Here is a 24976-nt window from a genome sequence, read left to right as displayed (position 1 = left end):
GAGTGGGGACGCGCGGGCACGCTCCCGACCGGGCGCTCATGCGCGGGAGGCCACCGAGCGGCGGAACCCCAGCAGGCAGAGCGTCGCCACGAAAATCAGCGCGACCCCGAGCCAGAGCGCCGCGGCGGAGCTTCCGCTGCGGTCCGACAGATCCCCCGCGACCCGGGGCGCGATCACCATCACGGCATAGTAGATCGTCCAGAAGACCCCCATGCCCAGTGTCCTGTTGCGGGCGTCGAGCACCGTGCCGGGCAGCGTCATCGTGGGGCCCGCTGCGAGCCCGAAGACCCCGCCGAGCAACAGCAGCGCCGGGACCACGGCCATCGTGCCGCCCGCGACGATCGCCAGCGGCATCAGCACCATGTAGCCCACGAAGCTCAGCGCGATGATGCCGTCGCGCGCGCCGATCCGGTCAGCCACCGCGCCGCCCACCGGCAGCATCACCGAGTAGGCCGCCATCACCGCACCGGTGAGCGCGCCCGCGGCCGCAAGGCTCCAGCCCTCCGAGGTCAGCCAGGCGGGCGAGAAGCTGAACATCATCGCGAGCCCCGCCGTGTAGAGCGCCCAGACCATCCCGGCGAGGCTGATCGGCACCCAGGGCAGCGGTGGGCGTCCGGCGGCCTCCGGGCCGGGTTCCGCGGCCGCGGCGCCTGCCGCGGGCGGCGGCGCGTAGATGGCGACGAAGGCCAGCAGGCACAGCGCCACGAAGCCCGCGATGATCCCCTGCGCCAGCATCAACCCTCCCCAGGTCGCGATCAGGGGCAGAACCAGCGACGCCAGCGCGATGCCCACGGGCCAGGAGGTGATGAAGACCGCCAGCGCCGTCGACAGGCCCCTGCCCGCGAACCAGTCCACCACGAATTTCGTGAGGATCACGTTGACGATCACCCCGCCGGCGCCGGAGAGCACCCGCGCCACGATGGCGGCGGTCCAGCTGTCGGTCACCAGAACCAGGACGCCGCCCGCCAGCATCGACAGCAGCGCCACGACCACGAGCCGCACCTCGCCCACCTTCAGCGCCAGCGCGCTGCCCGGTCCCGCCACGAAGACCCCCGGCAGCAGGTAGAGCCCGATCAGCAGGCCGATGTCCGCGAGCCCTACGCCGAAGCGGTCCGCCACCAGGGGCGACAGCGCCGCGACTGACTGGAACTGGAACGCCATCGAGGTCCGCGCCGCAAAGAGCACGGCCAGCATCGTCCACCGCTGTGACACGTCCGCTCCTCCCGCCCGTTCACCCGTCAGCCCCCCGTCCGGGGGCGCGCCACCCGCCGCCGCGTCAGCCGGGACGGGCGCGCCGCCCGGTCGACTTGCGTCGTGCAATCCTTTGCATTGCGCGCCACTTGGACCCGGCAGGCACCGGAGTTCAAGGCCCTCCCTCGGGGCCGCGCCCCCCTCTGCGGCCGGGCGACAGCGGTTGAGGCCTCCCCGCATCGGCCGGCGCACCGGCTGCGATACCCCTGCCGCCGGAGGCCCGCCTCCGCGTCCGCCGGTCCCCTGCCCGACCCTCCATCCGGATGATCCCGCGTCACCTTTTCCGGGCTCCGGAGCGTCCCGCCGGGATCCCGCCCCTACATCTTGCGGCCCCATCCGGTCGGGCCACATGTCGTGAGTCCTCCGGGCCACGCCCGGCGCCTTCCTCTCCGCCGCCCGCAGAATCCGCGTGATCCTCCCGGCCCGGCCCGGTCATATGGCCGGGCATCCAGAGAACCGGTCATTGTCCCGGTTCGGCCACAAGGATGCCCCAGCCCGCTGGCAGGTCGGGCTGAAGGACACGAGGAGAGCGGTGTGACCAAGGCAAGAATGCCGGTCGGACTCCGTCCGCTGACCCGCGCCGACTACCCGGCGTGGCGCGGGCTATGGTCGGCCTATCTGACCTTCTACGGCACGTCGGTGCCCGAGGATGTCGCGCAAACCACCTTCGCGCGGCTCACCGGCGACGATCCGGGCGATTTCCACGCCCGCCTCGCGATCGTCGGGGGACGCCCCGTCGGCCTCGTGCACTACCTCTTCCACCGCCATTGCTGGCGCATCGAGAACGTCTGTTACCTCCAGGACCTCTATGCAGAGCCCGCCGTCCGCGGCCAAGGCGTCGGCCGCGCGCTGATCGAGGCCGTCTATGCCGAGGCCGATGCCGCCGGCGCACCCCGCGTCTGGTGGCTCACCCAGCATTTCAACGAGGAGGCCCGCAGGCTCTATGACCGCCTCGGGCGCATCTCGGATTTCGTGAAATACGACAGGGCCCCGGCATGAGGTCCCTCCTGGCCGTGGCGGCCGTATCCCTCGCCTCCTGCGCGCCGCTCGACAGCACGGCGACCCGGGCACCGGCCCTCGACAGCACGCTCCCGGCGATGCAGAGCTTCGCGCCGACCCCGGCACAGCCACCGATGCGGTCCAATTCGCAGATTGCCCAGGATTTTCTCGATCTCGCCTTCATGATGGAAAGCGGGCGCCCGGTGCCGATGCTGACCCGCTACGAGGGCCTCATCACCGTCCGCACGACCGGCGCCACGTCCCCCACCCTGGAGCGCGACCTCGCCCTCCTGCTGCAGCGCCTGCGCCGCGAGGCCGGGCTCAACATCGAGGCCACGGCCGCCCCCGGCGCGAACATCACGATCGAGGCCCTGCCCTCGGCCGCGCTCCAGCGCGCCGTCCCCCGCGCCGCCTGCTTCGTCGTCCCGAACGTGTCCTCCTGGGAGGAGTTCAACCGCCTCCGCCGCAGCCCCCAGCTCGACTGGACGACCCTGCCGCGGCGCGATCGGGCGGCGATCTTCGTGCCCTCCGACGCTGCACCGCAAGAGATCCGCGACTGCCTGCACGAGGAACTCGCGCAGGCGCTCGGCCCGCTCAACGACCTCTACCGCCTGCCGGACAGCGTGTTCAACGACGACAATATCCACGCCGTGCTGACCGGCTTCGACATGCTGATCCTGAAAGTCCATTACGCGCCCGAGTTCCGCAACGGCATGAGCCGGGCCGAGGTCGCCCGCCGCCTGCCCGGCGTGCTCGCGCGGCTCAATCCCGCCGGAGAGCGGGGCGGACAGGGCTCGACGGGCGGCATCAGCCGCGACTGGATCAACGCCATGCAGATCGCCCTCTCGCCCGGCGATACCCCCGGCCGCAGGCGGGAGGCGGCGGCCCGCGCCGTGCGCCTCGCCAACACCTTCGGCTGGTCCGGCGCCCGCGAGGGGTTTGCCCATTATGCCTACGGGCGCCTCATGGTGGGATACGACGACGCCCATGCGCAGGCCGCGTTCATGGCCTCCGCCGAGGCCTATGCCCAGTCGCCCACCACCCGCATCCACTCGGCCCACGTTGCCGTCCAGCTCGCCGCCTTCGAGATGCGGCGCGGCAACGGCGCGGGGGTCCTCGAGATCGTGGTGCCCGAGATTCCCGTCGCCCGCGCCCATGAGAATGCCGCGCTGATGTCGACGCTGATGATGTTCCAGGCCGAGGCGCTCGAGATGACCGGCCGCTTCGACGAGGCCCGGGCCGTGCGTCTGGACAGCCTCTCCTGGGCGCGCTACGGCTTTGGTTCGGACGCGAACGTGCGGGCCCGCCAGCGGGAAATCTCCGGCCTGCGGCCCGCCACCAGAACCTGACGCGAGACCCCGGGACCGGCCCGGGACCAAGCGGGGAGCCTGCGATGATCTACCCTCTCGGCGGCGCCCTTCTCGGCGCGGTCATCGGCGCTCTCGCCGCCAGGCGGCGCGGTGGCAAGCCCGCGGATCTTGCGCAATGGGCCGCTGTCCTGGCCATCGTCTGCGGCCTGATCGGGCTCTTCCTGCTCGTCTTCATCGAGCGCAGCCTCGTCTGAGGCGCACCGCCCCGCCCGAAGGCCCGTCCGGAGCGGACATCGACGCCGCGGTCTCAGTGACCCCGGCGATGAGAGGTCGTCCTCTCCGCAGACCGCTGCCGCGACCCGGTCTCGTCATCACGGGTCCCCGCCGGCGCCTGCTGCCCGCCCAGCCGGTCGAGCAGATCCCGGAACCTGTCGGGAAGCTCGGGCTCGACCGCGAAGGCGCGGCGCAGGCCGCGCGCCACGGCGCGCCGGTCGGCGTCCCGTTCATCCATTTGCTCTGCACCTCTCATCTTCGGCCCTTCCATTCCGGTTCGGCCTCCCTCTGTGGTTATCTCAAGTTGCAAATCCGTTTCCGGTTCCAGGGATTCCGCGACCGATGCCATGATGTCACACCTTCCCCAGGGCCCGCTCCGGACCCATATCCGACCCATGATCAAGCTGACCCCGATCCTCCTCGCGCTCGCCTATGGCTTCGTCATGTACCGCTTCTCGGTCTGGCGGACGAAGAAGGCGCTGGACGCCCAGTCGACGGAGCTTGCGGATATCCGTCTCAGGCAGGTCATGGACAGGATGGCCCGCGCGCTCGAGATCGACCGCATCCGCGTGCACATCTACGAGCAGCCCGCGGTGAACGGCCTCGCCGCGCCCGACGGGCGCATCTTCATCACGCGGGGCTTCTACGACCGCTACCGCGCCGGACAGGTCACTGCAGAAGAGATCGCCAGCGTCGTGGCCCACGAGCTCGGCCATGTCGCCCTGGGCCATTCGCGGCGACGGATGATCGACTTCTCCAGCCAGAACGCCATGCGCACGGCCCTGGCGATGATGCTCAACCGGGTGATCCCCGGCATCGGGCCCTGGATCGCCACCGCGCTGATGTCCCTCCTCGTGGCCAAGCTCTCGCGCTCGGACGAATACGAGGCCGACGCCTATGCCTCGGCCCTGCTGCTCAAGGCCGGGATCGGGACCGAGCCGCAGAAATCGCTCTTCGGCAAGCTCGAGCGCCTGACGGGCATGCGCGCGGGCGCGATGCCGGCCTGGCTCATGTCGCACCCGAAGAGCGAGGAGCGCATCGCCGCCATCGAGCGCAACGAGGCCCGCTGGCTCGCCGCCCCCTGACCGCGGCCGCGGGCGCCGTCAACCGAGCGCGTCCAGCACCGCCCGCGCCGCGCGCAGCCCCGGCGGATCGCCGCCGCGACCCAGGCGCCGCATCGTCTCCGCCATCGCCGCCCGCTGCCCGCCGGGCGCATCGAGGAGCGTCAGAAGCGCGTCCGAGATCGGCCCCGGGCGGCAGGCCTCGTTCAGGAACTCGGGCACCGCCCTGGTGCCGCTCACGAGATTGACCAGCGTCACCGTGTCGATCCTGAGCATCCGTTTCACGATGATCCGCGTCAGCCACGGCTGGTCGTAGGCGATGACCATGGGCGTCTCCGCCGCCGCCAGCTCCAGCGACACGGTTCCCGAGGCCGCCAGCGCCACGTCCGCGGCGCGGAAGGCCGCCCGTTTCTGCGCCGCGTCCCCCGGCGGGATCAGGAGCGGCTCGCCCGGCCAGCCCTTCGCGGCCTCCGCCGCCAGCTCCGCCACGCCCGGAGCCACGGGCAGCACGACCCGCGCCTCCGGCCGCGCCGCGATCACCCGCGCCAGCGCGGCGCCGAAGGGCGCGGCGAGCCGGCTCACCTCGCTGCGCCGCGAGCCCGGGAGCGCGAGGATCACGGGACGCCGCCCGAGCCCCCGCGCCGCGCGAAACGCCTGCGCCTCCGCGGGGCTCGCCACCGGCGCCGCCGTCACCGGATGGCCGACGAAATCGCAGCGCAGCCCCTCGGCTTCGAAATAGGGCGGCTCGAACGGCAGCAGTGCCAGCACCTGGTCCACGAGGTCCGCCATCTTGCGCGCCCGTCCCGGTCGCCAGGCCCAGACCGACGGCGCGACATAATGCACGATCCGCACATCCGAGACCGCGCGCACCCGCCGCGCCACCCTCAGGCAGAAATCGGGGCTGTCGATGGTGATCAGCACATCGGGCCGCGCCGCGATCACCGCCTCCGCCGTCTCGCGGATGCGGCGCTTCAGATGCGCATAGCGCGGCAGAACCTCGGCGATGCCCATGACCGTCAGCTCCGACATGGGAAACCGCGAGACGAGCCCCTCTCCCGCCATGGCCTCCCCGCCGATCCCCTCGAAGGACACCGCCGGAGAGAGCCGCACCAGCCCCGCCATCAGCGCCGCCCCCAGCGCATCCCCCGACGGCTCTCCCGCGATCAGGAAGACCTTCATCGCCCCCGACGCCCCCTGCCGCCGCCGCCCGCCCGCCACGGAGCCACCCGCGAGGAGGCTTCGCCCGCGATCACCGGGATCGCCCCGCCCCCCGGCACCGCCACCCGCCCGGCACGGAGCCACATCCCCCTCCTCATCTGGCCCGAAATACTCACCTGCCACCCTCCGCCCCGGGCGCCGCCGCCCGAACCCAGAGCGCGATCCCGGCCGCCCTGGCCCGCGCCAGGACCTCCTCGCGCTCGAGCACCAGGACACCGCCCGCCTCGATCACGATGGCCGCAAGCCCCGCCGCCGCCGCACCCGCAACCGTTTCGGGTCCGATCACCGGCAGATCGACGCGCCGCTCCTGCCCGGGCTTCGGCGCCTTGAAGAGAACCGCCCCCGGTGCGCGAAGCGCGGCGAGCATGGCGTCGGTCCCGTCGGCACCCTCCCGCGCCACCTCGCCCCCCGGCGTGACGACACAGGCCTGCCCGCTGTCCGCCTCGCCCATCTCCGCCAACACCTGGTCGCCCACCCGCGCGGCCGCCTCGAGCGCCGCGTCGTGACCGCCGCCGGTCAGCATCCCCGCCTCGGGCAGAAGATCCGGCGCCAGCGCCTCCGCGCCCACGACGCGCAGACCCGCCTCCTCCATTATCGCGACGATCTCGCGCAGGGTGCCGTCATCGCCGCGCGCCATGGCCTCGATCAGCCGCGGCACCAGGACCGCGCTCGCGCCGTCCACCGCGGCCGGGTCCACCGCGGGGCGCCGCATCGCGCCCGCCATGCAGATCCGCCCGACGCCGTCTTCCCTCAGACCGGCGAGAAAGCTCCCCAGCCGCTCCAGCCGGAACTCGCGCCGCGGCAGATGCGCCGGCACCCGCGCCGCGACGCCGTCCATCACGCAGACCAGCGGCGGATCGCCCGCCGCCTCGGCCCTCGCGCAGAGAAGACCGGGCAGCGCGCCCTCGCCCGCGATCAGCGCAAGGCTCATGGCGTCAGGAACGACCGGTCCGTGTCGCCCAGGATGAAATCGACCATCTCGTGGACGTAAGGGGAGACCGCCTCCCCCTTCAGCCGCCGTGCCCGGTCGGCAAAGGTCCCCTCGCCGTCCTTCAGCGTCTGGAAGGCGGCGCGCAGCGCGGTGATGTCCTCGCGCGCGACGCCCTTGCGCTTCAGCCCCACGAGGTTGAGCCCGTCGAGAACGCCCCGCGGCCCCTGCACGAGTCCGTGCGGGACCACGTCCTTCGTCACCATGGTGACCGCGCCGACGATCGCGCCCCGGCCCACGCGGACCCACTGGTGGACGCCCGAAAGCCCGCCGATGATGACATCGTCCTCGAGCACGCAATGGCCCGCGATGGCGGCGTGGTTCACCACGATCACCCGGTCACCGACGTGCGCGTCATGGGCGATATGGCAGCCCGCCATGAAAAGCCCGTCGTCGCCGATCCGCGTGACGCCCCCGCCATGGCCGGTCCCGGGGTTCATCGTGACATGCTCGCGGATGCGGTTGCGCGCGCCGATCACCAGCCGCGTGTCCTCGCCGCCGAACTTCAGATCCTGCGGGATCTCGCCGATCACGGCGAAGGGAAAGACGACGCTGCCCTCGCCGATCTCGGTATCCCCCGCGACGACCACATGGCTCTTCAGCTCCACGTCCCGCCCGAGACGCACCCGCGCGCCCACATGGCAGAACGGGCCGATGGTGCAGCCCGGCCCGATCTCGGCCCCCGCCTCGATCACCGCACTGGGATGGATCCCGGTCATGCCCCGGGCAGGTCCATCATCGCGGTGAAATCGGCCTCGCAGGCCAGCTCGCCCTCGACCGTGGCCTGGCCGTGAAAGCGCCAGACCTTGCTGCCGGGCTTGCCCCGCGTGGTCTCGATCTCCATCCGCAGCCGGTCGCCGGGGATCACCTTGCGGCGGAACTTGGCATTGTCGATGCCCATGAAATAGACCAGCAGATTGCCGTCCGTCAGGCCCATGGTGGTGCCCACCATGACGGCGGCGGTCTGCGCCATGGCCTCGACGATGGTCACGCCGGGCATGATCGGCTGGCCCGGGAAGTGGCCCTGGAAATGGGGCTCGTTCATGGAAACGTTCTTCAGGCCGACCGCCCGGGAGGTCCCGTCGATCTCCTCCACCCGGTCCACGAGCAGAAACGGATAACGGTGCGGCAGGATCGCCTGGATGAGCTGGATGTCCGCCGAGAGCAGCGCTCCGGTCTCCGGGGTGGACGCCGTGGGCGCGTCGGTCATGGCAGGTCTCCCGCAGCTGTCGTCGGGCGCCTCGTTACCGGCCCCCGCGCCGCGGGGCAAGCGCCCGGGTCCGGCGCCGCGGAACGCCGCCCGGCTCAGCTCAGCTCCTGGACGCTGTCGTAGACCTCGAGGACAGGCGGCCCCGCGTAAAGGTCCGACTGCGGCCGGACGCCGCTGTGCGCGGCGCGGAAGGCGTCGGATTTCGTCCAGGCCTCGAAGGCCGCCCGGTCGCGCCAGAGCGTGTGCGAGGCATAGAGCCTGCCGCCCTCGATCCCGGGACCCTTCATGAGGTGGAAGGACAGGAATCCGTCCACCGATTTCAGATGGCTGTCCCGGGAACGCCAGACCTCCTCGAACGCCTCCTCGCGCCCCGCAAGCACTACGAAACGGTTCATCGTCAGGCAGGTCATGGTCCGGTCTCCCGTTCGATCGGCACCGCACGGCTAGCCCGCAGCGCGCCCCCGGCGCAAGGCCGCCGAACGGCCCCGCCCCCCGACGCCCGCCCATGCCACCCCGCCCCTTGCCTTTCCTCCCCGCGCCGGGCGAAGAACATGCGCCCGACAGGAGGACGCCATGACCCTGCCCCGTACCGCCCGGACCGGACCGCCCCCGGTGATGGAGGCGCGGCGCTGGATCGCCGGGCTCTCCTTCCCCTCGGACCGCCCTCTCCTGAACGTGAGCCAGGCCGCCCCGGTGGAGCCGCCGCCCCTGCCGCTCCGGACCGAGATGGCCCGCCTGGTGACCGAGGTGCCCGAGGCCCATCTCTACGGTCCCGTCCTCGGCCTTCCCGCCCTGCGCAAGGAGATCGCGGCCCGATGGAGCACCGATTACGCGGGCACCGTCAGCGCCTCGCAGGTCGCCGTCACCGCCGGCTGCAACGAGGCCTTCGCCGCCGCCATGTCCTGCCTTGCGGATGCGGGCGACGAGGTGCTGCTGCCGACGCCCTGGTATTTCAACCACGCCATGTGGTGCGAGATGGAGGGCCTGCGCATCGTGCCCCTGCCCGCGCGCGATCGCCTGCTCCCGGACCCGGCCGAGGCCGCGTCGCTGATCACTCCGCGCACGCGCGCGATCGTGCTCGTGAGCCCGAACAACCCCGGCGGCGTGGAATACCCTGCCGACCTTGTCCGGGCCTTTCACGACCTCGCGCGTGACCGCGGCATCGCGCTCGTCCTCGACGAGACCTACCGCGATTTCGACAGCCGCCCGACGCCGCCCCACGACCTTTTCTCCGAGCCCGACTGGGACGCCACCCTCGTCCAGCTCTACTCCTTCTCGAAGACCTACCGCCTCACCGGCCACCGCGTCGGCGCCATGGTGGCCTCCCCCGCCCGTCTCGCCGAGGCGGAGAAGTTCCTCGACACGGTGACCATCTGCGCGCCGCAGCTGGGCCAGCACGCCGCGCTCTGGGGGATGCGCAACCTCGGCCAGTGGCGCGCGGGGGAACGGGCCGAGATCCTCGACCGCCGCGCCGCCATGGAGGAGGCCTTCGCCGCCCTGCCCGGCTGGACGCTGATGGGCAGCGGCGCCTATTTCGCCTACGCGCGCCACCCGTTCGACCTGCCCTCCGACATCGCCGCCGAACGGCTCGTGACGGAGGCCGGGGTGCTGATGCTTCCCGGCACCATGTTCCGGCCAAAGGACGATCCGGACGGCGCGCGCGAAATGCGCATCGCCTTCGCCAACGTGGACCGCGCGGGCATCGGCGACCTGCGCGACCGTCTGGCCGCGGCACGGCTCACTTGATCCCCGGTCCCCTCTCGCATAACCCCCGCGGGACACTCTGACACGAGGACGACATGGCCCAATCCGCCGGCAAGAAGATCGCGACCTGGATCATCCTCGGCCTGCTCTTCGTGGGCCTGATCGGCTTCGGCGGCACCAGTCTCCGGGGCAACCTGAGCACCGTGGGCTCCGTGGGAGAGACCGAGATCACCGTGCAGGAATTCGCCCGCGAGCTGCAGGGCCAGATCCGCGCGCTGGAGGCACAGGCCGGCCGCAGTCTGCCCATCAGCGAACTGCAGACCTTCGGGATCGACAGCGCCGTCCTGGGACAGCTGATCGGCACCCATGTTCTCGAGAACGAGACCATCGCGCTCGGACTCTCCGCGGGGGACGAACAGGTCGCGGCCGAGATCACCTCCGCCCCGCAGTTCCGCGGCGCTTCGGGCGCCTTCGACCGGGAGACCTACCGCTTCGCCCTCGACCGGGCGGGCCTGACCGAGGCCGAGTTCGAGGAAAGCCTGCGCCGCGATCTCGCGCGCTCGCTGCTGCAAGCGGCGGTCACCGCGGGCGTGCCCGCACCCGACGCCTACGCCGAAACCCTCGCGACCTGGCTCGGAGAGACCCGCAGCTTCCTCTGGGCGTCCCTGACCGAGGCCGACCTCGCCGAGCCTCTGCCGGAGCCCGCCCCGGCGGACCTCCAGGCCCATTACGACGCCAACACCGACAGCTTCCTCAGCCCCGAGACCCGCCGCATCACCTACGCCGTGCTCACGCCGTCGATGATCGTGGACGAGGTGACCGTGGACGAGGACGCCCTGCGCGCCCTCTACGAAAGCCAGATCGACGATTACGTCCGCCCCGAGCGTCGGCTCGTGGAACGTCTGGTCTTCGAGACCGAGGAAAGCGCCCAGGCCGCCTGGGCCCGGCTGGAGGCGGGCGAGATCGACTTTGACGCCCTCGTGCGGGAACGCGGGCTGGAACTCGGCTCCATCGACCTCGGCGACGTGACCGAGGCCGAACTGCGCGACGCGGGCGAGGCGGTCTTCTCGATCCAGCCCGGCGCGGTGACGGCGCCGTCTCCCTCCCCCCTCGGCCCGGCGCTGTTCCGCGTCAACGCGATCCTGCCCGCCCAGGAAACCCCCTTCGAGGAGGCCCGCGAGGAGCTGCGCACCGAACTCGCCGCCGAGCGCGCGCGCCGGGTGATCGAGCAGTCCGCCGAAGGGCTGACCGACCTCATGGCGGGCGGCGCCACGGTCGAGGACCTGGCCGAGCGGACAGACATGGAGCTCGGCACGATCGAGCTGACCGAGGAGAGCGCCGAGGGCATTGCCGCCTACGCCGCGTTCCGCAATGCCGCGGCGGAGACCTCCCCCGGCGACTTCCCCGAACTGACCGAACTCGAGGACGGCGGCCTCGCCGTGATCCGCGTGGACGAGGTGGTGCCCCCCGCGCCGATCCCGCTCGAGGAGGCCCGCCCGCAGGTCTCCGAGGCCTGGCGGCAGGCCGAGCTGCGCACCCGCCTGCTCGCGCGCGCCGAGGAGATGGCCACCGAAATCGAGGCCGCCGGCGACTGGCCCGACAGCCTGCCGGTGCCCAATGCCGAGACCGGCCTCGACCGCCGCGCCTTCGTGCCCGACACGCCGCCCGGCTTCCTGACCGAGGTCTTCGCCATGGACGAAGGCGCCGCCCGCGCCCTGCCGATGCCGGGCGGTGCGCTCGTGGTGCAGGTCACGGGCATCTCCCCCGCCGACCTCTCCGACGAGGATCTCGCCGCCGCCGCCGACCGCTTCGCCGCCGACGCCCAGGCCGGGATCACCCAGGACATCTTCGACGTCTACACCCGCTCGCTCCAGTCCCGCACCGAGGTGCAGATCGACCAGTCCGCGGTGAACGCGGTCATCACCTCCTTCCAGTAGGCCGCACGAAATGGTGCCCGAGTTCGAGACCTTCCGCGCCGCCTACGAACGGGGCGAGAACCAGCTCGTCTACACCCGCCTCGCCGCTGATCTCGACACGCCCGTGTCCCTGATGCTGAAGCTGTCGGGCGCAGGCCGCGACAGTTTCGTGCTCGAGTCCGTAACCGGCGGAGAGGTGCGCGGGCGCTATTCGATGATCGGCATGAACCCCGACCTCGTCTGGGAATGCCGGGGCGAGACCAGCCGCATCAACCGCGCCGCCCGCTACGATCCCGACGCCTGGGAGGACATGGCGGGCTCCCCCCTCGACACGCTGCGGCAGGTGCTGGCCGAAAGCCGCATCGCGATCCCCGAGGGCCTGCCCGCCGCCGCTGCGGGCCTTTTCGGCTATCTCGGCTACGACATGATCCGACTGGTGGAACGCCTGCCCGACGTGAACCCCGATCCCCTGGGCCTGCCAGACGCGCTGATGCTGCGCCCCTCGGTGATCGCCGTCCTCGACGGGGTGAAGGGCGAGGTGATCCTCTGCGCGCCTGCCTGGGTGCAGGAGGGCCTTTCGGCCCGCGCCGCCTTCGCCCAGGCCGCCGAGCGCGTGATGGACGCCGAGCGCGCCCTCGACCGCCCCGTGGCCGTGGCCGCCCGGGCGCTCGGCGATGTGGAGCCCGCCGCCGAGCCCGTCTCCAATTTCACCCACGAGGGGTATCTCGCCGCGGTGGAAAGGGCGAAGGCCTATATCCGCGCGGGCGACATCTTCCAGGTCGTGCCCTCCCAGCGCTGGTCCCAGCCCTTCCGCGAGCCGCCCTTCGCGCTCTACCGCTCTCTGCGGCGCACCAACCCCTCGCCCTTCATGTTCTATTTCAACTTTGGCGGCTTCCAGGTCGTCGGCGCCAGCCCCGAGATCCTCGTGCGCGTCTTCGGATCGGAGGTCACGATCCGCCCAATCGCCGGAACCCGCCCCCGCGGCGCCACCCCCGAGGAGGACCGCGCGCTCGAGGCGGACCTGATGGCCGACCAGAAGGAACTGGCCGAGCACCTGATGCTGCTCGATCTCGGACGCAACGACGTGGGCCGGGTCGCGAAGATCGGCACCGTGCGGCCCACCGAGAAATTCATCGTCGAGCGCTATTCCCACGTCATGCACATCGTCTCCAACGTCGTGGGCGACCTGGCCGAGGGGCACGACGCACTGTCGGCCCTGCTCGCGGGCCTGCCCGCCGGCACCGTCTCGGGCGCACCCAAGGTCCGCGCCATGGAGATCATCGACGAACTCGAACCGGAAAAGCGCGGCGTCTACGGCGGCGGCGTGGGCTATTTCTCGGCGGGCGGCGACATGGACATGTGCATCGCGCTGCGCACCGCCGTGGTGAAGGACGAGACCCTCTACATCCAGGCCGGGGGCGGCGTCGTCTTCGACAGCGACCCGGAGGCCGAGTACCGCGAGACGGTCCACAAGTCGAACGCCATCCGTCGCGCCGCCGAGGATGCCACCATGTTTCGCGGCGGCGCCAACCGCTGAGCGAGCGACCGCGCGACCGGCAGAGATCCGGCGCCCGATCGACGCCGCCCGCGCGTCCTCTTCCTCCTCATGGCGTGGACGTCCGCCCTGCAGGACCGCAGGTCAGGGGATCGCGACAAGCACCGCGCGAATGGCGAGATACCACAGCAGCGCGCCCAGCACGCCGCCGGGCATGATCCACCAGACCCTGAGAACGCCAGGGCTCTCGCCCGTACCACACGCCTCGGAAAGGTCGTCTCCGAGATCCTCGATATCGCCGGGCCTTTCCGCCATTGCGCCGTCCTCGGAATTCGGCCCAGGTGGAGTCCGGTAAGCCATATGTCCGAGATTAGCGGCTGGACAGAGAACAGAAAGACACTCGAAATGGTCAGAACGGCATATTACGAGACCTCCTGCGACCGAGAGAGTATCCCGAGGCCGGTCAGCAGGTTCCGACCGCGCCGAGAGTCTCCAGTCGCTTCGTATCGCGACGTTCCTCGCTCAGCCGACAGGACACCGCGTTCTCCGTCGCGGCGATGAAGGCGGCGCGCAGCCTCTCGAGACCGAACGGCACGCGCAGGGTCGCATGACAGATCTGACGGCGCTCCAGGCCGAAATCATCCGCCCGGACGGATTTCGAAACGCAGAGCACGACCGCCTCCGGCGCAGCCTTCCGCAATGCCAGCAATTCGTCGACGGCGTGCAGGATATCCCCGTAGGCATCGAGGTTCACGACGAAATGGGTGAACGCCGTCACCAGATTCCTCTTCTGAAGGTTCGACTCGAGGCAGGGCGAGAAACCGACCAGCTGGGCGCCTCCGCCCTTCAGGGCCGCGGCCAGCTTCTCCGTGCTCGATTGCGGAAAGCCGACCCCGAGAACGACCGCGCCATTTGACCATTTGTCCGCCATTCGACTCTCCAGTTCATCCCATAGTGATGCGTCGCGAGCCGTGGGACCGAATTTCGAGAACCGCCAGTCATGTCTCATCGGTTACCACCCCCGTCCGCATGTCGCATCGGCCACCAGATTGCCCGGACTGCATTCGGAGACCCCCACCTGATCCTCCGTCCGGCGGTCAAGCGAGACAAAGAAGACACCTGCGGCCGCCAGATAGGCCCGTGCGTCGTCGAAACCGCGATCGAGGGCGCGCAGCGCAACACAATCACCATGTCTATCTGCCTTTCCTACCGGACAGGGCCACAGCCTCCGCCAATCTCGGCCCGGGGAGACCCGACGGCCTGCTCAGGTCGGGGCCCGCGATCCCACCTGTTGGGTAGCACGCCGCCGCCCACCATACCCCTATGCATGAGGGCTCATGATTTCTTCTTTGCCGCTTCGGAGCGCCGGGCAGATGCGGTCCCGCGCATCCGCGCCTGCCTCCTCTCTTCCGAGAGGTCGACCCTCGGCCGACGCAGCGCGCCGCTTCCGTCGAAGCGGGGATCGGAGCCAAAGCGATCGAATAAAAGAGACCCGCCGTCCCACGGTCGCACAGGTGGATCCTGCGCACGTCCGCGAAACGACGGGCCAGGTGTCAGGACGATAGGCGAATATCATCGTCCCGCAGGCATTCTCGCCCGGGCGTACCGGCCCCCTTCCTTCGGCCGGACCCGGATGTCCTGTTGACGGAGCGCGTCCGTCAGGGCGTATTGCGCATTCCCCGTTGCCCCCGGGGTGGATGATCAGGCAGGCGGGACGCAGGATCGCCGGCACAGACACCGCGTTGCGTCAGACCACCTCCAGGATCGTCCTGACCTCTTCTAGCGTCTGCAGCCGCCCTGTCCCCGCGCGCATTCGCGCGGGATGGGATCATTTGCCCGATCGCCTCTCCTTCGAGAGCGGTGGCCTTTCGGCCGGATGATCCTGTGACCCGGCGGTTTTCGGACGAGACCGCGGGATGGACCGGAACTGGCCTCCGGCGAGCCAGGGCGTTTCGATCCGCCCTGGCTCGGGCACGACCGGCAGGCCTCGGGAAAACCTCAGAATATGCCTCTTCTGATTGCCTCGATCACGGCGTGGGTCCGGTTGCGTGTGCCGAGCTTCTTGCAGATCGACTTGACGTCCATTTTCACGATGGTCTCGTCCACCTGCAGTTCATTGCCGATCTCCTTGTTCTGCAACCCTTCACAGAGATACCCGAGCACCCGCAACTCGCGCGGTTTCAGCTCGGCCTCCGCTTGCGAATTTGCCTGCTCGAGCAACATCTCCGGGGGCAGATAGAGTTCGCCGTCCGCAATCAGCCGGATGGCATGGCCGAGGGCCTTGACGGACATCGTCTTGGGAAGAAAGCCCCGGGCGCCCGCCTTGATCGCCCGTTCCGCCACATGCCAGTTGGCGGTGCCCGAGAACAGGGCGACACCTCCCCCGTTCAGATCGAGCAATCGGGCAAGCCCCTTCAGCCCGTCCATGCCGGGCACGTCGTAATCGAGCAGAATGACATCGTGCCGGCCGCTGCTGCGAATGGCCTCTTCCGCCGCGTCGACGCTCCCGACGGCCCCCACGTCGAGCCGCTCCATCGCGCCAAGCGCTGCGATGATCACCTCACTGACGAGCAGATGGTCGTCGACGAGGAGAACCCTCAGGATTTCAGTGTCTTCGTGGCCCGTGGACCCTGTCATGCGTCGTGCCCTCATCTTGCCTGTGAGGCGCAGCTATCAACGGGCGCATCCCGACGTAAGGCGCTCTACCCGAAAGAGAGTGCCGCCACGAGAATGCGCATGGGCGCGCCGAACGGACCGATCCTGACTCGGCCGCGCGCAGATGCCGGGGTCCAGGTTATCTCACCATCCGCAGCGGCGCGCGTGCCGGCCTTGCGGTGTTCGCCGCGACCTGGGCCGGCGTCTCCGGCATCACCCGGACCGTCCTCGATCCGGCCGTCCCGACCTCGTCGATCCGCCGCAACCGCGCGGCGCATTCCTCGGCCGCGGCCACGGCCGCCGCCTTCAGCTCGCCCAGGCGTTCTTCCGAGAGCTGAAGCGCATTATCGGCCGTGAGCGCGTCCCTGATCTCCTCGAGCGTGAGACCGAGCTTCTGGCCGTCCACAATGGCCGCGATCCGCTGGCAATCCTCGGCCGTATAGGTCCGGCGCCCCCGGGCCTCGCGCCGGTAAGGGGTCAGAAGGCCCTTGGCCTCCCAGAACCGCAAGGTGCGATGGGTCAGGCAGAACCGATGGGCGACATCCGCAATCGTTTCTCTAGCACTCATGTCGCACCCCTGGTCATTGCGCAGATGGGCCTTCACGGCCTGCGGCATCCGTCAGATTGGTTTCTGTCATTCCGCGATGGACAGATTCCGATATTTTCCAGGAAGAACAATTCAAAAATCAACCACGGGCCAGCTATTCCCGGAATATCACGTTCGGCAACTTTGGACAGGGAATTGACCCGGAATTGAGGTCCGCCACGGGACGGGCGCTGTCACGCGCGAGTCGCGGCGGCATGACGCCGGGCAAGGTCCGAACGAGCGGGCATCCCCGATGTCTTGCGCAGGACCCGCGACAGGCGTCAGTCCTCGCACCGCTGGCGCCAGGCCGCCTTCCGGACCGTCCCGACCAGGTCCCCATTCCCGAGCGGCTTTGCGAGGATCGCCTCGAACAGATGCGCATTCGCCCCCACGTCGTTCGGGCGCGCGGTGACCAGCACGCAGGGCGGCCGGATGCGATGGGCCTGCAGGGCACGCGCGATGTCGATGCCGCTGACCTGCGGCATGTCGAGATCGACCACGACGACCGACCATGTCTCGGGACAGGTGTCGAGTATCTCCCGCGCCTCCGCGGCATCCGACAGCGCCATGGCAAAGGCCCCGGCGTCGGACAGGGCGTCGGCCATCATCTGCGCGGCCTCCGCGTAGTCGTCGACCACCATGACGCTCAGCCCGCTGAGATCGGGGGCGGACGCACCGTCCCCGCCGGGGTTCCCCTCGGGGCGCGCCGGTCTCTCCCTGAGGCGGAGCACGGGCTCCGTGCTCGGCCATGCCACCGTGATCGAGGTGCCCCGCCCCGGAGCGCTGTCGATCCACAGCGCCGCGTGGTTGCGTTCGATCATCCGGCTGACGATCGGCAGCCCCATCCCGGTGCCGCGCTGCCCTTTGGTCGTGAAGAAGCGCGTGAAGATCCTCGATAGCAGGTCGGGCGCGATGCCGTCGCCGTCGTCGGTGATGCGAAACACGGCACAGGGGGTGTCGGACGGCATGTCGCCGACCATCAGCGCTCCGAAGTCCGCCCCGGAATCGTACTCCTCGAGGACCTCGATCGTGACGCTGCTGGCGCCCTCCGACTTCGCTTCGCAGGCGTTCCAGATCAGGTTCATCATCACCTGCATCAGGTCGATGGAGGCGCAGTAGACGGGCTGCTCCCGCTCCGGCAGATGCGTTGCGACGTGATGGGCATAGATCTGGTCGGGGCCGAGGATCACGAGCGCGTCCCCGACGATGGCGCGCAGGTCGTGCACCGCCTTCGGAACTGGCGCGCGTTCGAGACTCTGCAGATCCGTGACGAAATTTCCCGCCGCATCCATCGCGCGCTCGATCCGCGCCAGGCCCTCCAGCGCGTCCGGGCGGTCGACGCATTTCGGCCGGAGCATCGTGGCCGTTCCGCGAACCACAGCGATCATGTTGTTGAGGTCATGCGCCGCTTCCGAGGCGATCCGGGAGATGGACTCGCCGCGCTGCGCGACCCCCAGCGCGTCGCTCAGCCGCGCGCGCTCCAGGTTCCAGGCGATCTCCGCCGAGATGTCGCGCATCGCGCAAAGCAGCCTGCCCCCCTCCATGAGGTTGAGCGCCACTTGCTGGGGCACCTTGGCCCCGCTCCGGTGTCGTCCGGTCAGGCGGCCGCGCCAGTGCCCGGTCTCCTGCAACACGGGCATCACCGTCCGCTCGATCTCCGCCACTCCCTCGGGCGCATAGAGATCGCGCCAGGAGAGACCGCTGATGTCCTCCTCCGGGTCGATGCCGAACACCGTCTTGTGCGCGGCGTTCATGTAGGTGAACATCCCTTCGGCATCGGCGACCGCAAAGCCGTCCGTCGCGATGTCGAGCGCCATGGCCTTCTCCCGCAGCGCCGTTTCCTCGGATTCCTTGAGGCTGGTCACCTCGCTCTGGACCAGCACGAACCCTTCGATCTCACCGCCTTCCGCCCGGATCGCCTGCATGTCGAGCGCCATCCAGAACACCGCCCCGGTGGCATCGTGGAGCTTCAGGAGCGTCTGGATGCTCTCTCCCGCCTGAAGCGCCGCGCGCAGCCGGACCGAACCTGCCGGATCGGACATCATGACCCCCAGCAGAGCGACGCCATCCCTGCCCAGGATGGTGTCCAGCTTCACCCCCATGCGGCTCGCGAAGGCGGGGTTGATCCACTCGACCAGCCCCTTGCCGTCGAGGATCAGCACATGGCTCGAGGTCAGCTCCGCGATCTTCGCAAGCCGGACCCGCTCTCGGTCGCGCCTGCGCTCCTCGGTCACCTCCCGGGCGATGAAGACGCAGCCCGGCTCTGCCCCTTCCGCCGTCAGCCGGCCGCCGCTGACGATGAAATCCCGCTCCGCGCCGTCCACCTCCACCGAGAGCAGCACGTCCCGGCATTCGCCGGTCCGCCGCACCTGCTCGATGGCGCTCCACCACGTCCGCGCGGCCTCCGGCGGCAACACCTCTTCCGGCAGCTTGCCGATGAAGGCGTCCGGCGCATAGACCGGCCCCATGCTGGAGCCTTCGTTGAAACCGACGAACCGCCCGTCCGGTCCGGTTTCGAGGATGAGCTGCGGGATCGCGGCCAGCGTGGCCTTCAGCACCGTGTTCTGGTACTTCAGCGCCCGGCTCTGGGTCTCGGCCCTGCGCTCTGCCTCGCGCCACACGATCATCACGGAGATGGCATCTGCCACCGACCGCAGCAGCTGGATCTCGAAGCTCCTGAAGGCACGGTGACGCCGCACGCTGTCGTAGCCCACGAAGCCGAGCAATCGGCCCCGATCCAGCATGGGCAGCGCCAGCAGGGACTTGATCCCCTGCGCCTGCAGGATCGACTTCACCTCCGACGGGTCTGGCAGCGCGTCCACATCCGGGATTTCGATCTCCTGACCCGCCTGCAGGGCGGGGCGCCATTCGTCCAGCACCTCGTCCGGCATGTCCTGAAGATGCGCGATCATCGGCTCGATGCCTTCGGCGACCCATTCATGCGTGTTGTCGAGGCGCGCCGGGTCCCGGCGCAGGAAGACATACGTCCTGTCCGCAAGGGCCAGAGTCCCCGTCAGGTCGAGGGCGGAGGTGATGGCATCGTCCACCGCGTCGATCCGCGCGGTGAGGATGGCGTTGGTGATGTCGAATATCCGGGTCTGCCATCGCTTGACCTCGGCCATGAGCGCGGTGAGGGGCCCCGGAGGTGCGACAGGCCGGCCGGGGGGAGCGGTGTCCCCCGCCCCCCCGTCGGGAGGCCAGTCCGACCCCGGTCCGAGGGACCCGCGGTCCGCCAGGCTGAGCCGCTCCATCACCGGCCCGACCAGCGTCGCGACGCGGTCCATCAGCCGCCTGTCTTCCTGGGTAAAGAACGCGGCCCGTCTCGACAGCAGGACGAGGGCGAGGGGCGGGCCGATGGACAGGGCGATCGGCACCGACAGCAGGGACCGGTAGCCCTGGGCTGTCGCCGGCATGGCGCGCGTCCAGGACTGGGCGCCGAGATCGCTCACCGAACACGGCCGGGACAGCGGCGCGGCCGCGCCGGGCCAGTGCTCCGTCCGCGTGCCGTCGCGCCGCTCCGCGAGGGCGCTCATCGCGCCATCCGACTCGGCGCGCAGGACCACCCACCCGTCCGCGCCGGTCGCCTCCGCGCACAGGGTCAGTACGCGCCCGGCCAGCGCGCCGGCGCTCGACGTCTCGGAGACCTCGTCCGCGAGCCGCAGCAGCACGGCCCCATGCGCGACATCGGCGTCCGTCTGCGTCGGACCGGGGTCCTGTCGCTGGTCACGCCCTCTCACGATCGCTTCTCCTGCTCCGGACACGGGTCTCCATCCGTTGTCAGCCCGGGCGAGGGTTGGCCCGCTGCGGGAAAGACCTCAATCCATCCAAAAGAGTAAATGCCTCACCTCCGGCCGCCCCTCGACGCGGCCGCCGGTCGGGGGACGTGCGCGCAGGGTCCGGTCGGTGCCGCGCCGTGCCGGTCCGAAAGGCTCGGATACCGGGGCAGCCGAAGAACACCCGCGTCGCGTCCCGACCCGGTCTGGTCTGGTCTAGACGAGCCCTGCCCGACGCGCAGAAAGCACGAGGTCCGTCCGGTTCCGCGCACCCAGCTTCCTGCACAGCGACTTCACGTCGTTCTTCACGGTCGTTTCGCTCAGACCGGCCGCGCGCGCGATCTCCTTGTTCTGGAGCCCCTCGGACACGAGAGCGAGGACCTTCTCCTCGCGCGGCTTGATGGCGACCTGACCGTCGCCGATCCCGTTGGCCGGGCGCATGAGATCGGACGGCAGAAACGTCCCGCCGTCCGCGATGAACTTCAGCGCATGGTTGAGCACCTTCAGCGGCAGGGTCTTGGGGATGAACCCCGATGCCCCGACGGCGACAGCCTCGAGCGCGATCGCCCGTCCCGCCACTCCCGAGAACAGGGCGACCCCGCGCCCGTTCGCCGCAATGACGGCGGACAATCCCTCGAGGCCGCGCCCGTCCGGCAGCTCGTAGTCCAGCAGGACCACGTCATACGGCTCCCCCTGCCCGATCAGCGCCAGCGCCTCCTCGAGGCACCGCACAGAGGTCACGGCGAAGTCGCCGATCGACTCGAGGGCGGAGGAGACGGTGTCCGCTAGAAGCTGGTGATCGTCGATCAGGAGAACCCTCAGCCGCCGCGCATCGGTCATGTCCGCACTCTCCTCCGGCATGATCGCCCGAATTCCTGTCAAGAGCGGCCCCTTCGCATGATGTCGCGTCCTTGCCGATGACTGACGTTACGCAACATCGGGAGCAACCGGTCCGGATGGATCCGCTCACGGCCTTTGGAGACGCGCGGCGCGCGAAGGACAGGACCCCCTCCCGGACGAGCGCCGCCCTTGAGGCCCTTCCGGCGCCGGAATAGCATCAGAACCCGCCCGGCAGTGCCGAAGGCCGACAGCCTACCTCTCGCCGACGATCCTGGCCAGTCCCACGTTGACGGCTCCGAGCGCGGTCGCCGTCATGTCCTGCGCATCGAGCACCGCCGCATTGACCCTCGTCAGGATCCGCGCATTCACGTCGCCTGCGTTGGCGGCGAGGTTCATCAGCCCGACAGGCGCGTCCGGTGTCGTCCCCGTCTGCCAGACATCGGTCGCCGCTCTTGAGGATGCGGCGATCAGATCCTCGATCCGGACCGAGTCCAACGCGCTGGTCATCGCCATGTCCTCTCCGTAGAGCACGACCGAGGACGCCGGAACGCCTCCAAGCGACCCAAGTCCGGCCGGCTCGACCGAGAGGCCGGCGTCGACGGCCACCGACAGGATCACCTCCCCTGCATTCGTCGCACCGAGCGCGACGGACTCCATCGTTCCGAGAATCAGGTGGGCCGGCGGGCGCGCGATGGTCACGGGCGACAGGGACGCGGGGGGCAGCCCGTCCATCAGGGTGGAGATGCCGGCGTCAATCCTCGCGGGCCGGGCGCCGAATCCCGACTGCGCCGTGTTGGCGAAAAGGCCGGTGGACTCGATCCGGGCCAAGACGCGCTCGAGGACGCTCTGGGCCTCTGCGGCACCCGCCGAAACCGTGACCAGACCGCAGAGAGCGGCGCCCCCAAACACGGACGGCATACCTGACCGACCGTGGCGATCGGGGGGCCGGCGCCGGACCAGGGATGATCGCCAGTTCCTCACTTCGCCAACATGCCATGGTTCGCGGAGTTGGGGAAAGGGTGACTCTCCCGTTCCCCAACCTGCGAAGCCGGACGGTGTGCCGGCTTCGTGCGCGACCAGACCTGAGCATCCTGGGGGGATGCTGCGACTCAGGGACCTGGTGCGGATCATGCGGCCCTTGCGGACCGCAGGCGGCAGTGCCCCCCAAAGGGCACCGCCCGGACGGCCTTAGTTGACCGCCGCGTTGCCGACGATGGCGGTGATGACGCCGTTGACCTGGTCGGTGGCACCGGAGGTGATCGAACCGGTGTTGACCGCGCCGAGCGCCGTGGTGCTGATGCCGCCGGTGAGCGCCTCGATGGCCGACGGGATCGCCGACGCGAGCTGCGCCGCCACTTCGGCGCTCTCGGCGGAAGCGGCCGCCGTGAACAGCCCGTCGATGGCATCGGCGCCGAACGGCGAGCCCATCTCGAAGCCCGACCGGCCGATGGTGGCGTTGACGCCGGTCATCGAGTTCAGGACCGACGCGTTCACGTTGGTCTCGTTGAGCGCCGAGTTGATCGCCAGCATGGTCTGGTCCGCGGTGGTGCCCACCTGCGTGATCGTGTGCGCGATCCGCTGCTGGACCGCCTCGCTGGTGCCGGCCGTCGCACGGTCGATATCGTCCGTGATCTCCTGGTTGGAGCCGATCAGCGTGATGTCGCCCGTGTTCACCGCGCCGAGCGCCGTGGTGGAGATGTTCCCGATGAGGGCGGTCACGGCCTCGGTGGCCTCGGTGTTCTCCGTCACCGCTGTCGGCCCGTCGAGACCGCGCAGGATGTTCGTGACCGAGGCGTTGATGCCCGAGGTCGAGAACGTATCGGTGCCGATGGTGACGGTATCCGCGTCGACGCCGGCATTGATGTTGTCGGCGGTGTTGGCGAAGATGCCGGTGATAGCCTGCGTGTTCGTGCTCTCCAGCACGCGCTCCAGGAGCGACTGGGCCGAAGCGGCGCCAGTCATGGCCACCGTGGCGATGGCGGTCGTTGCGAGAAGTCTTTTCACGACGTTCCCTTTCTCAGTTGTCCGTCGCGACCCCCCTCCGGGTGCACGACGAGTTCGGGCTTCACGAGGGACCCGGTCCATTCCGCCCCGAAGGACGGAAACCCTGTGCGGCCGTCGCGGGGACGGCCCTCATCTCACTCCAACCCGAAGCGCTGCGCCTCGGGGGTTCCCGGCACGATCCGCGGACCGGAGGCGGGGCCTGTCGGTGCGGTGTCCTCGGCAGAGACCGACGCCTCCTCCTCGCCGCTCATGCCGGCGGGGGGCGCGACCGGCTCCGCGGCGGCCTCTGTGGCCAGCAGAAGTGCCTCCGCCGTCGGAGCACCAATGGTCGGGGCGACGGCGTCCGGCACCGCATCGGCCGGCTCCGCCCCTTCCTCCGCCGCGTCGTCCTCCGGAGGGTCGGACTCGCGCGTGTCCGCCGGGGCGGCGGCCTGCGCCGATGTCGCCTCCGCCTCCGGGGCCGCGTCCGAGCCGGCCTCCGCCGCCGGCGCGGCGCCGGCCTCCGGACGGTCGGCAAGGGCCTGCTGCGCCGCCGTGACCACGCCGATCCCCCGCTCCACCACGAGGGCCACGGCGTCGCCTTCGGGACCGTCGAGGCCCAGCTCCGCCGCACGTTGCATGATCTGCACGGCACCGCGCAGAAGCTCGGTCGCCTCCGCCGTCTTCTGGGCGGCGACATCGGTGGTCTCGGCGGCCATCGCCTCCTCCGCCGCAGCGACCGCGCGGGCTCCGAAGACCATGGCGTGGTTGGCCAGTTCCTTGACCTGTTCCTCTATGCTGCGCGCGGCGTTCCCCTGTTGCGCCGGGGCGGCCTCGGTCTGCCTCGACCGCTGCATCGCCGCGTTCTGCAGCGCCTCTCCGCTGCCCGACGCGAGGCGCAGCGCGGCGGGATCCCCTGTGCCGATACTGTCGATCGACCCGTAGAAGGGGCTCACCTGCGCCTTGCAGGGCGCGAAGGTGGCGGCGTTCATCACCTGGCCCAGCAGCTCGAACGTGGCGAAGTTGAGCATCTGGCGGAGCGCGAAATGCACCGCCTCGCGCTGTTGTCCGCCCGCATCGAGGCTGACCAGCGTCTCTCCGAAGAAGCGACCCATGGAGGCGCCCACCTCCCGCGAGAAGATCTGTTTCTGCAGGGGCACGCTGGCCACGATCCGGCCGGTCATGGCGTCGGTCATGGTCAGATCGAGCCCGATCATGATGCGGTTCTGACGGAAGCGCGGGCCGGTCCCGTTGATCTGCGCGCTGAAGCCGCCGCCGGGGATGAAATCGAGGCTGTTGATGCTGCCGGACAGGTAGAAGTTGACCGGCATCTGCTCCTCGAGGTTACGGATGCCCCATTGGGTCTCGACCACGGGGATATTGGGGTCGCGGCGGTTCACCACAGTCACCCCCGCCCGGAACAGGGCGGACTGCACCATCTCCCCGGCGCCCTGGGTGACGAACTTTCCGGTGCCGCCCTCGGCGTAGGACTCCTTGCCCGTCGCATCGACGATCTGCCCGACCGCGAAGGTGATCCCGGGCTGGATCTTCCCCTGCAGGCAGGCCAATGCCTCGTCGAAGGGCGTCACGACGTCCTCGATCGGCGGACCGTCGAGCAGCGGGACATTGTCCGTGGGGGAGGTGAAGACGCCCGGTGGCATCGTCGAACAGCCCCCAAGGCCCGTCATGCAGAAAGTCGCCACGGCCAACTGCC

Annotated in this window: 23 protein-coding genes; 7 read left to right on the top strand and 16 right to left on the bottom strand. The window is 70.0% G+C overall.

Annotated elements, in window-relative coordinates:
* Positions 1-36: 36 nt before the first annotated feature.
* Positions 37-1212: an MFS transporter gene (locus EAT49_RS19855; RefSeq protein ID WP_185020854.1), complete on the bottom strand. Its 1176-nt coding sequence runs from the start codon at positions 1210-1212 to the stop codon at positions 37-39.
* A 588-nt stretch (positions 1213-1800) separates the two neighbouring features.
* Between EAT49_RS19855 and EAT49_RS19850 the strand changes: the two genes are divergently transcribed.
* Genes EAT49_RS19850 through EAT49_RS21350 form a run of 3 tightly spaced genes read left to right on the top strand, consistent with a single transcriptional unit; the run spans position 1801 to position 3814 of the window.
* On the top strand, positions 1801-2250 hold the full coding sequence (locus tag EAT49_RS19850; RefSeq protein WP_123644073.1) for a GNAT family N-acetyltransferase: 450 nt from the start codon (positions 1801-1803) through the stop codon (positions 2248-2250).
* A complete protein-coding gene (locus EAT49_RS19845; RefSeq protein ID WP_123644050.1) occupies positions 2247-3599 on the top strand; it encodes a DUF2927 domain-containing protein in 1353 nt (450 codons plus the stop codon). Before EAT49_RS19850 ends, EAT49_RS19845 begins: the two co-directional genes overlap by 4 nt.
* 44 nt (positions 3600-3643) lie before the next feature.
* The gene (locus EAT49_RS21350; RefSeq protein WP_185020853.1) at positions 3644-3814 is read left to right on the top strand and encodes a hypothetical protein; all 171 of its coding nucleotides are present in this window, start codon (positions 3644-3646) and stop codon (positions 3812-3814) included.
* Positions 3815-3867: 53 nt separating this feature from the next.
* On the opposite strand, the gene EAT49_RS19840 is transcribed toward EAT49_RS21350, so the two are convergent.
* Positions 3868-4071, bottom strand: a complete 204-nt coding sequence (locus tag EAT49_RS19840; RefSeq protein WP_123644049.1) for a hypothetical protein — start codon at positions 4069-4071, stop codon at positions 3868-3870.
* Between the two features lie 157 nt (positions 4072-4228).
* Between EAT49_RS19840 and EAT49_RS19835 the strand changes: the two genes are divergently transcribed.
* A complete protein-coding gene (locus tag EAT49_RS19835) occupies positions 4229-4918 on the top strand; it encodes a M48 family metallopeptidase (protein WP_123644048.1) in 690 nt (229 codons plus the stop codon).
* A gap of 18 nt (positions 4919-4936) precedes the next feature.
* Here EAT49_RS19835 and lpxB read toward each other — a convergent pair whose 3' ends face one another.
* The 5 genes from lpxB to hmuQ all read right to left on the bottom strand — a co-directional run bounded on the left by lpxB (position 4937) and on the right by hmuQ (position 8720).
* Entirely contained in the window at positions 4937-6073 is a 1137-nt protein-coding gene (lpxB, locus tag EAT49_RS19830; protein ID WP_123644047.1) for a lipid-A-disaccharide synthase, read from the bottom strand.
* A 151-nt stretch (positions 6074-6224) separates the two neighbouring features.
* Positions 6225-7043, bottom strand: a complete 819-nt coding sequence (locus EAT49_RS19825; RefSeq protein WP_123644046.1) for an LpxI family protein — start codon at positions 7041-7043, stop codon at positions 6225-6227.
* Entirely contained in the window at positions 7040-7819 is a 780-nt protein-coding gene (gene lpxA, locus EAT49_RS19820) for an acyl-ACP--UDP-N-acetylglucosamine O-acyltransferase (protein WP_123644045.1), read from the bottom strand. Before lpxA ends, EAT49_RS19825 begins: the two co-directional genes overlap by 4 nt.
* Positions 7816-8310 carry a 3-hydroxyacyl-ACP dehydratase FabZ gene (gene fabZ, locus EAT49_RS19815; protein ID WP_123644044.1) on the bottom strand — a complete coding sequence of 165 codons (495 nt, stop codon included), beginning with the start codon at positions 8308-8310 and terminating at the stop codon, positions 7816-7818. The genes lpxA and fabZ overlap by 4 nt, the downstream gene beginning before the upstream one ends.
* A gap of 95 nt (positions 8311-8405) precedes the next feature.
* A complete protein-coding gene (hmuQ, locus tag EAT49_RS19810) occupies positions 8406-8720 on the bottom strand; it encodes a heme-degrading protein HmuQ (protein WP_123644043.1) in 315 nt (104 codons plus the stop codon).
* Positions 8721-8883: 163 nt separating this feature from the next.
* Here hmuQ and EAT49_RS19805 point away from each other — a divergent pair, with 163 nt between their 5' ends.
* The 3 genes from EAT49_RS19805 to trpE are packed head-to-tail and all read left to right on the top strand — an operon-like array spanning position 8884 to position 13467.
* Complete coding sequence (locus tag EAT49_RS19805; RefSeq protein WP_123644042.1) at positions 8884-10056, top strand: aminotransferase; 1173 nt, start codon at positions 8884-8886, stop codon at positions 10054-10056.
* A 53-nt stretch (positions 10057-10109) separates the two neighbouring features.
* Entirely contained in the window at positions 10110-11951 is a 1842-nt protein-coding gene (locus tag EAT49_RS19800) for a peptidyl-prolyl cis-trans isomerase (RefSeq protein ID WP_123644041.1), read from the top strand.
* Positions 11952-11961: 10 nt separating this feature from the next.
* Complete coding sequence (gene trpE / locus EAT49_RS19795) at positions 11962-13467, top strand: anthranilate synthase component I (protein WP_123644040.1); 1506 nt, start codon at positions 11962-11964, stop codon at positions 13465-13467.
* A 102-nt stretch (positions 13468-13569) separates the two neighbouring features.
* Here the strand turns inward: trpE and EAT49_RS21345 are convergent, their stop codons facing one another.
* The 9 genes from EAT49_RS21345 to EAT49_RS19755 form a co-directional block, all read right to left on the bottom strand.
* A complete protein-coding gene (locus tag EAT49_RS21345) occupies positions 13570-13740 on the bottom strand; it encodes a hypothetical protein (protein ID WP_185020852.1) in 171 nt (56 codons plus the stop codon).
* A gap of 148 nt (positions 13741-13888) precedes the next feature.
* The gene (locus EAT49_RS19790; protein ID WP_123644039.1) at positions 13889-14356 is read right to left on the bottom strand and encodes a hypothetical protein; all 468 of its coding nucleotides are present in this window, start codon (positions 14354-14356) and stop codon (positions 13889-13891) included.
* Positions 14357-15423: 1067 nt separating this feature from the next.
* A complete protein-coding gene (locus tag EAT49_RS19785) occupies positions 15424-16062 on the bottom strand; it encodes a response regulator (protein WP_185020851.1) in 639 nt (212 codons plus the stop codon).
* A gap of 157 nt (positions 16063-16219) precedes the next feature.
* Positions 16220-16648: a MerR family transcriptional regulator gene (locus EAT49_RS19780; RefSeq protein ID WP_185020850.1), complete on the bottom strand. Its 429-nt coding sequence runs from the start codon at positions 16646-16648 to the stop codon at positions 16220-16222.
* Positions 16649-16947: 299 nt separating this feature from the next.
* Positions 16948-20403, bottom strand: coding sequence for a PAS domain-containing protein (locus EAT49_RS19775; RefSeq protein WP_123644036.1), 3456 nt, complete (start codon positions 20401-20403; stop codon positions 16948-16950).
* 252 nt (positions 20404-20655) lie between these two features.
* On the bottom strand, positions 20656-21279 hold the full coding sequence (locus tag EAT49_RS19770; protein WP_185020849.1) for a response regulator transcription factor: 624 nt from the start codon (positions 21277-21279) through the stop codon (positions 20656-20658).
* Positions 21280-21531: 252 nt separating this feature from the next.
* Entirely contained in the window at positions 21532-22107 is a 576-nt protein-coding gene (locus EAT49_RS19765; RefSeq protein ID WP_148078754.1) for a hypothetical protein, read from the bottom strand.
* Positions 22108-22467: 360 nt separating this feature from the next.
* On the bottom strand, positions 22468-23283 hold the full coding sequence (locus tag EAT49_RS19760; protein ID WP_123644033.1) for a hypothetical protein: 816 nt from the start codon (positions 23281-23283) through the stop codon (positions 22468-22470).
* A 134-nt stretch (positions 23284-23417) separates the two neighbouring features.
* On the bottom strand, positions 23418-24965 hold the full coding sequence (locus tag EAT49_RS19755; RefSeq protein ID WP_123644032.1) for a CsgG/HfaB family protein: 1548 nt from the start codon (positions 24963-24965) through the stop codon (positions 23418-23420).
* Between the last annotated feature and the right edge of the window lie 11 nt (positions 24966-24976).

The organism is Histidinibacterium lentulum, assembly GCF_003789055.1.
Classification (GTDB): Bacteria; Pseudomonadota; Alphaproteobacteria; order Rhodobacterales; family Rhodobacteraceae; genus Oceanicola; species Oceanicola lentulus.
This window is presented reverse-complemented; position numbering and strand designations above follow the sequence as displayed.

Coding starts and splice junctions, on each gene's coding strand:
- trpE (WP_123644040.1), top strand. CDS start 11,962: ATGGTGCCCGAGTTCGAGACCTTCCGCGCCGCCTACGAACGGGGCGAG.
- EAT49_RS19785 (WP_185020851.1), bottom strand. CDS start 16,062: ATGACAGGGTCCACGGGCCACGAAGACACTGAAATCCTGAGGGTTCTC.
- EAT49_RS19835 (WP_123644048.1), top strand. CDS start 4,229: ATGATCAAGCTGACCCCGATCCTCCTCGCGCTCGCCTATGGCTTCGTC.
- EAT49_RS21345 (WP_185020852.1), bottom strand. CDS start 13,740: ATGGCGGAAAGGCCCGGCGATATCGAGGATCTCGGAGACGACCTTTCC.
- hmuQ (WP_123644043.1), bottom strand. CDS start 8,720: ATGACCTGCCTGACGATGAACCGTTTCGTAGTGCTTGCGGGGCGCGAG.
- EAT49_RS19840 (WP_123644049.1), bottom strand. CDS start 4,071: ATGGATGAACGGGACGCCGACCGGCGCGCCGTGGCGCGCGGCCTGCGC.
- EAT49_RS19800 (WP_123644041.1), top strand. CDS start 10,110: ATGGCCCAATCCGCCGGCAAGAAGATCGCGACCTGGATCATCCTCGGC.
- EAT49_RS19770 (WP_185020849.1), bottom strand. CDS start 21,279: ATGACCGATGCGCGGCGGCTGAGGGTTCTCCTGATCGACGATCACCAG.
- EAT49_RS19825 (WP_123644046.1), bottom strand. CDS start 7,043: ATGAGCCTTGCGCTGATCGCGGGCGAGGGCGCGCTGCCCGGTCTTCTC.
- EAT49_RS19790 (WP_123644039.1), bottom strand. CDS start 14,356: ATGGCGGACAAATGGTCAAATGGCGCGGTCGTTCTCGGGGTCGGCTTT.
- lpxB (WP_123644047.1), bottom strand. CDS start 6,073: ATGAAGGTCTTCCTGATCGCGGGAGAGCCGTCGGGGGATGCGCTGGGG.
- EAT49_RS19850 (WP_123644073.1), top strand. CDS start 1,801: ATGCCGGTCGGACTCCGTCCGCTGACCCGCGCCGACTACCCGGCGTGG.
- lpxA (WP_123644045.1), bottom strand. CDS start 7,819: ATGACCGGGATCCATCCCAGTGCGGTGATCGAGGCGGGGGCCGAGATC.
- EAT49_RS21350 (WP_185020853.1), top strand. CDS start 3,644: ATGATCTACCCTCTCGGCGGCGCCCTTCTCGGCGCGGTCATCGGCGCT.
- EAT49_RS19805 (WP_123644042.1), top strand. CDS start 8,884: ATGACCCTGCCCCGTACCGCCCGGACCGGACCGCCCCCGGTGATGGAG.
- EAT49_RS19845 (WP_123644050.1), top strand. CDS start 2,247: ATGAGGTCCCTCCTGGCCGTGGCGGCCGTATCCCTCGCCTCCTGCGCG.
- EAT49_RS19780 (WP_185020850.1), bottom strand. CDS start 16,648: ATGAGTGCTAGAGAAACGATTGCGGATGTCGCCCATCGGTTCTGCCTG.
- fabZ (WP_123644044.1), bottom strand. CDS start 8,310: ATGACCGACGCGCCCACGGCGTCCACCCCGGAGACCGGAGCGCTGCTC.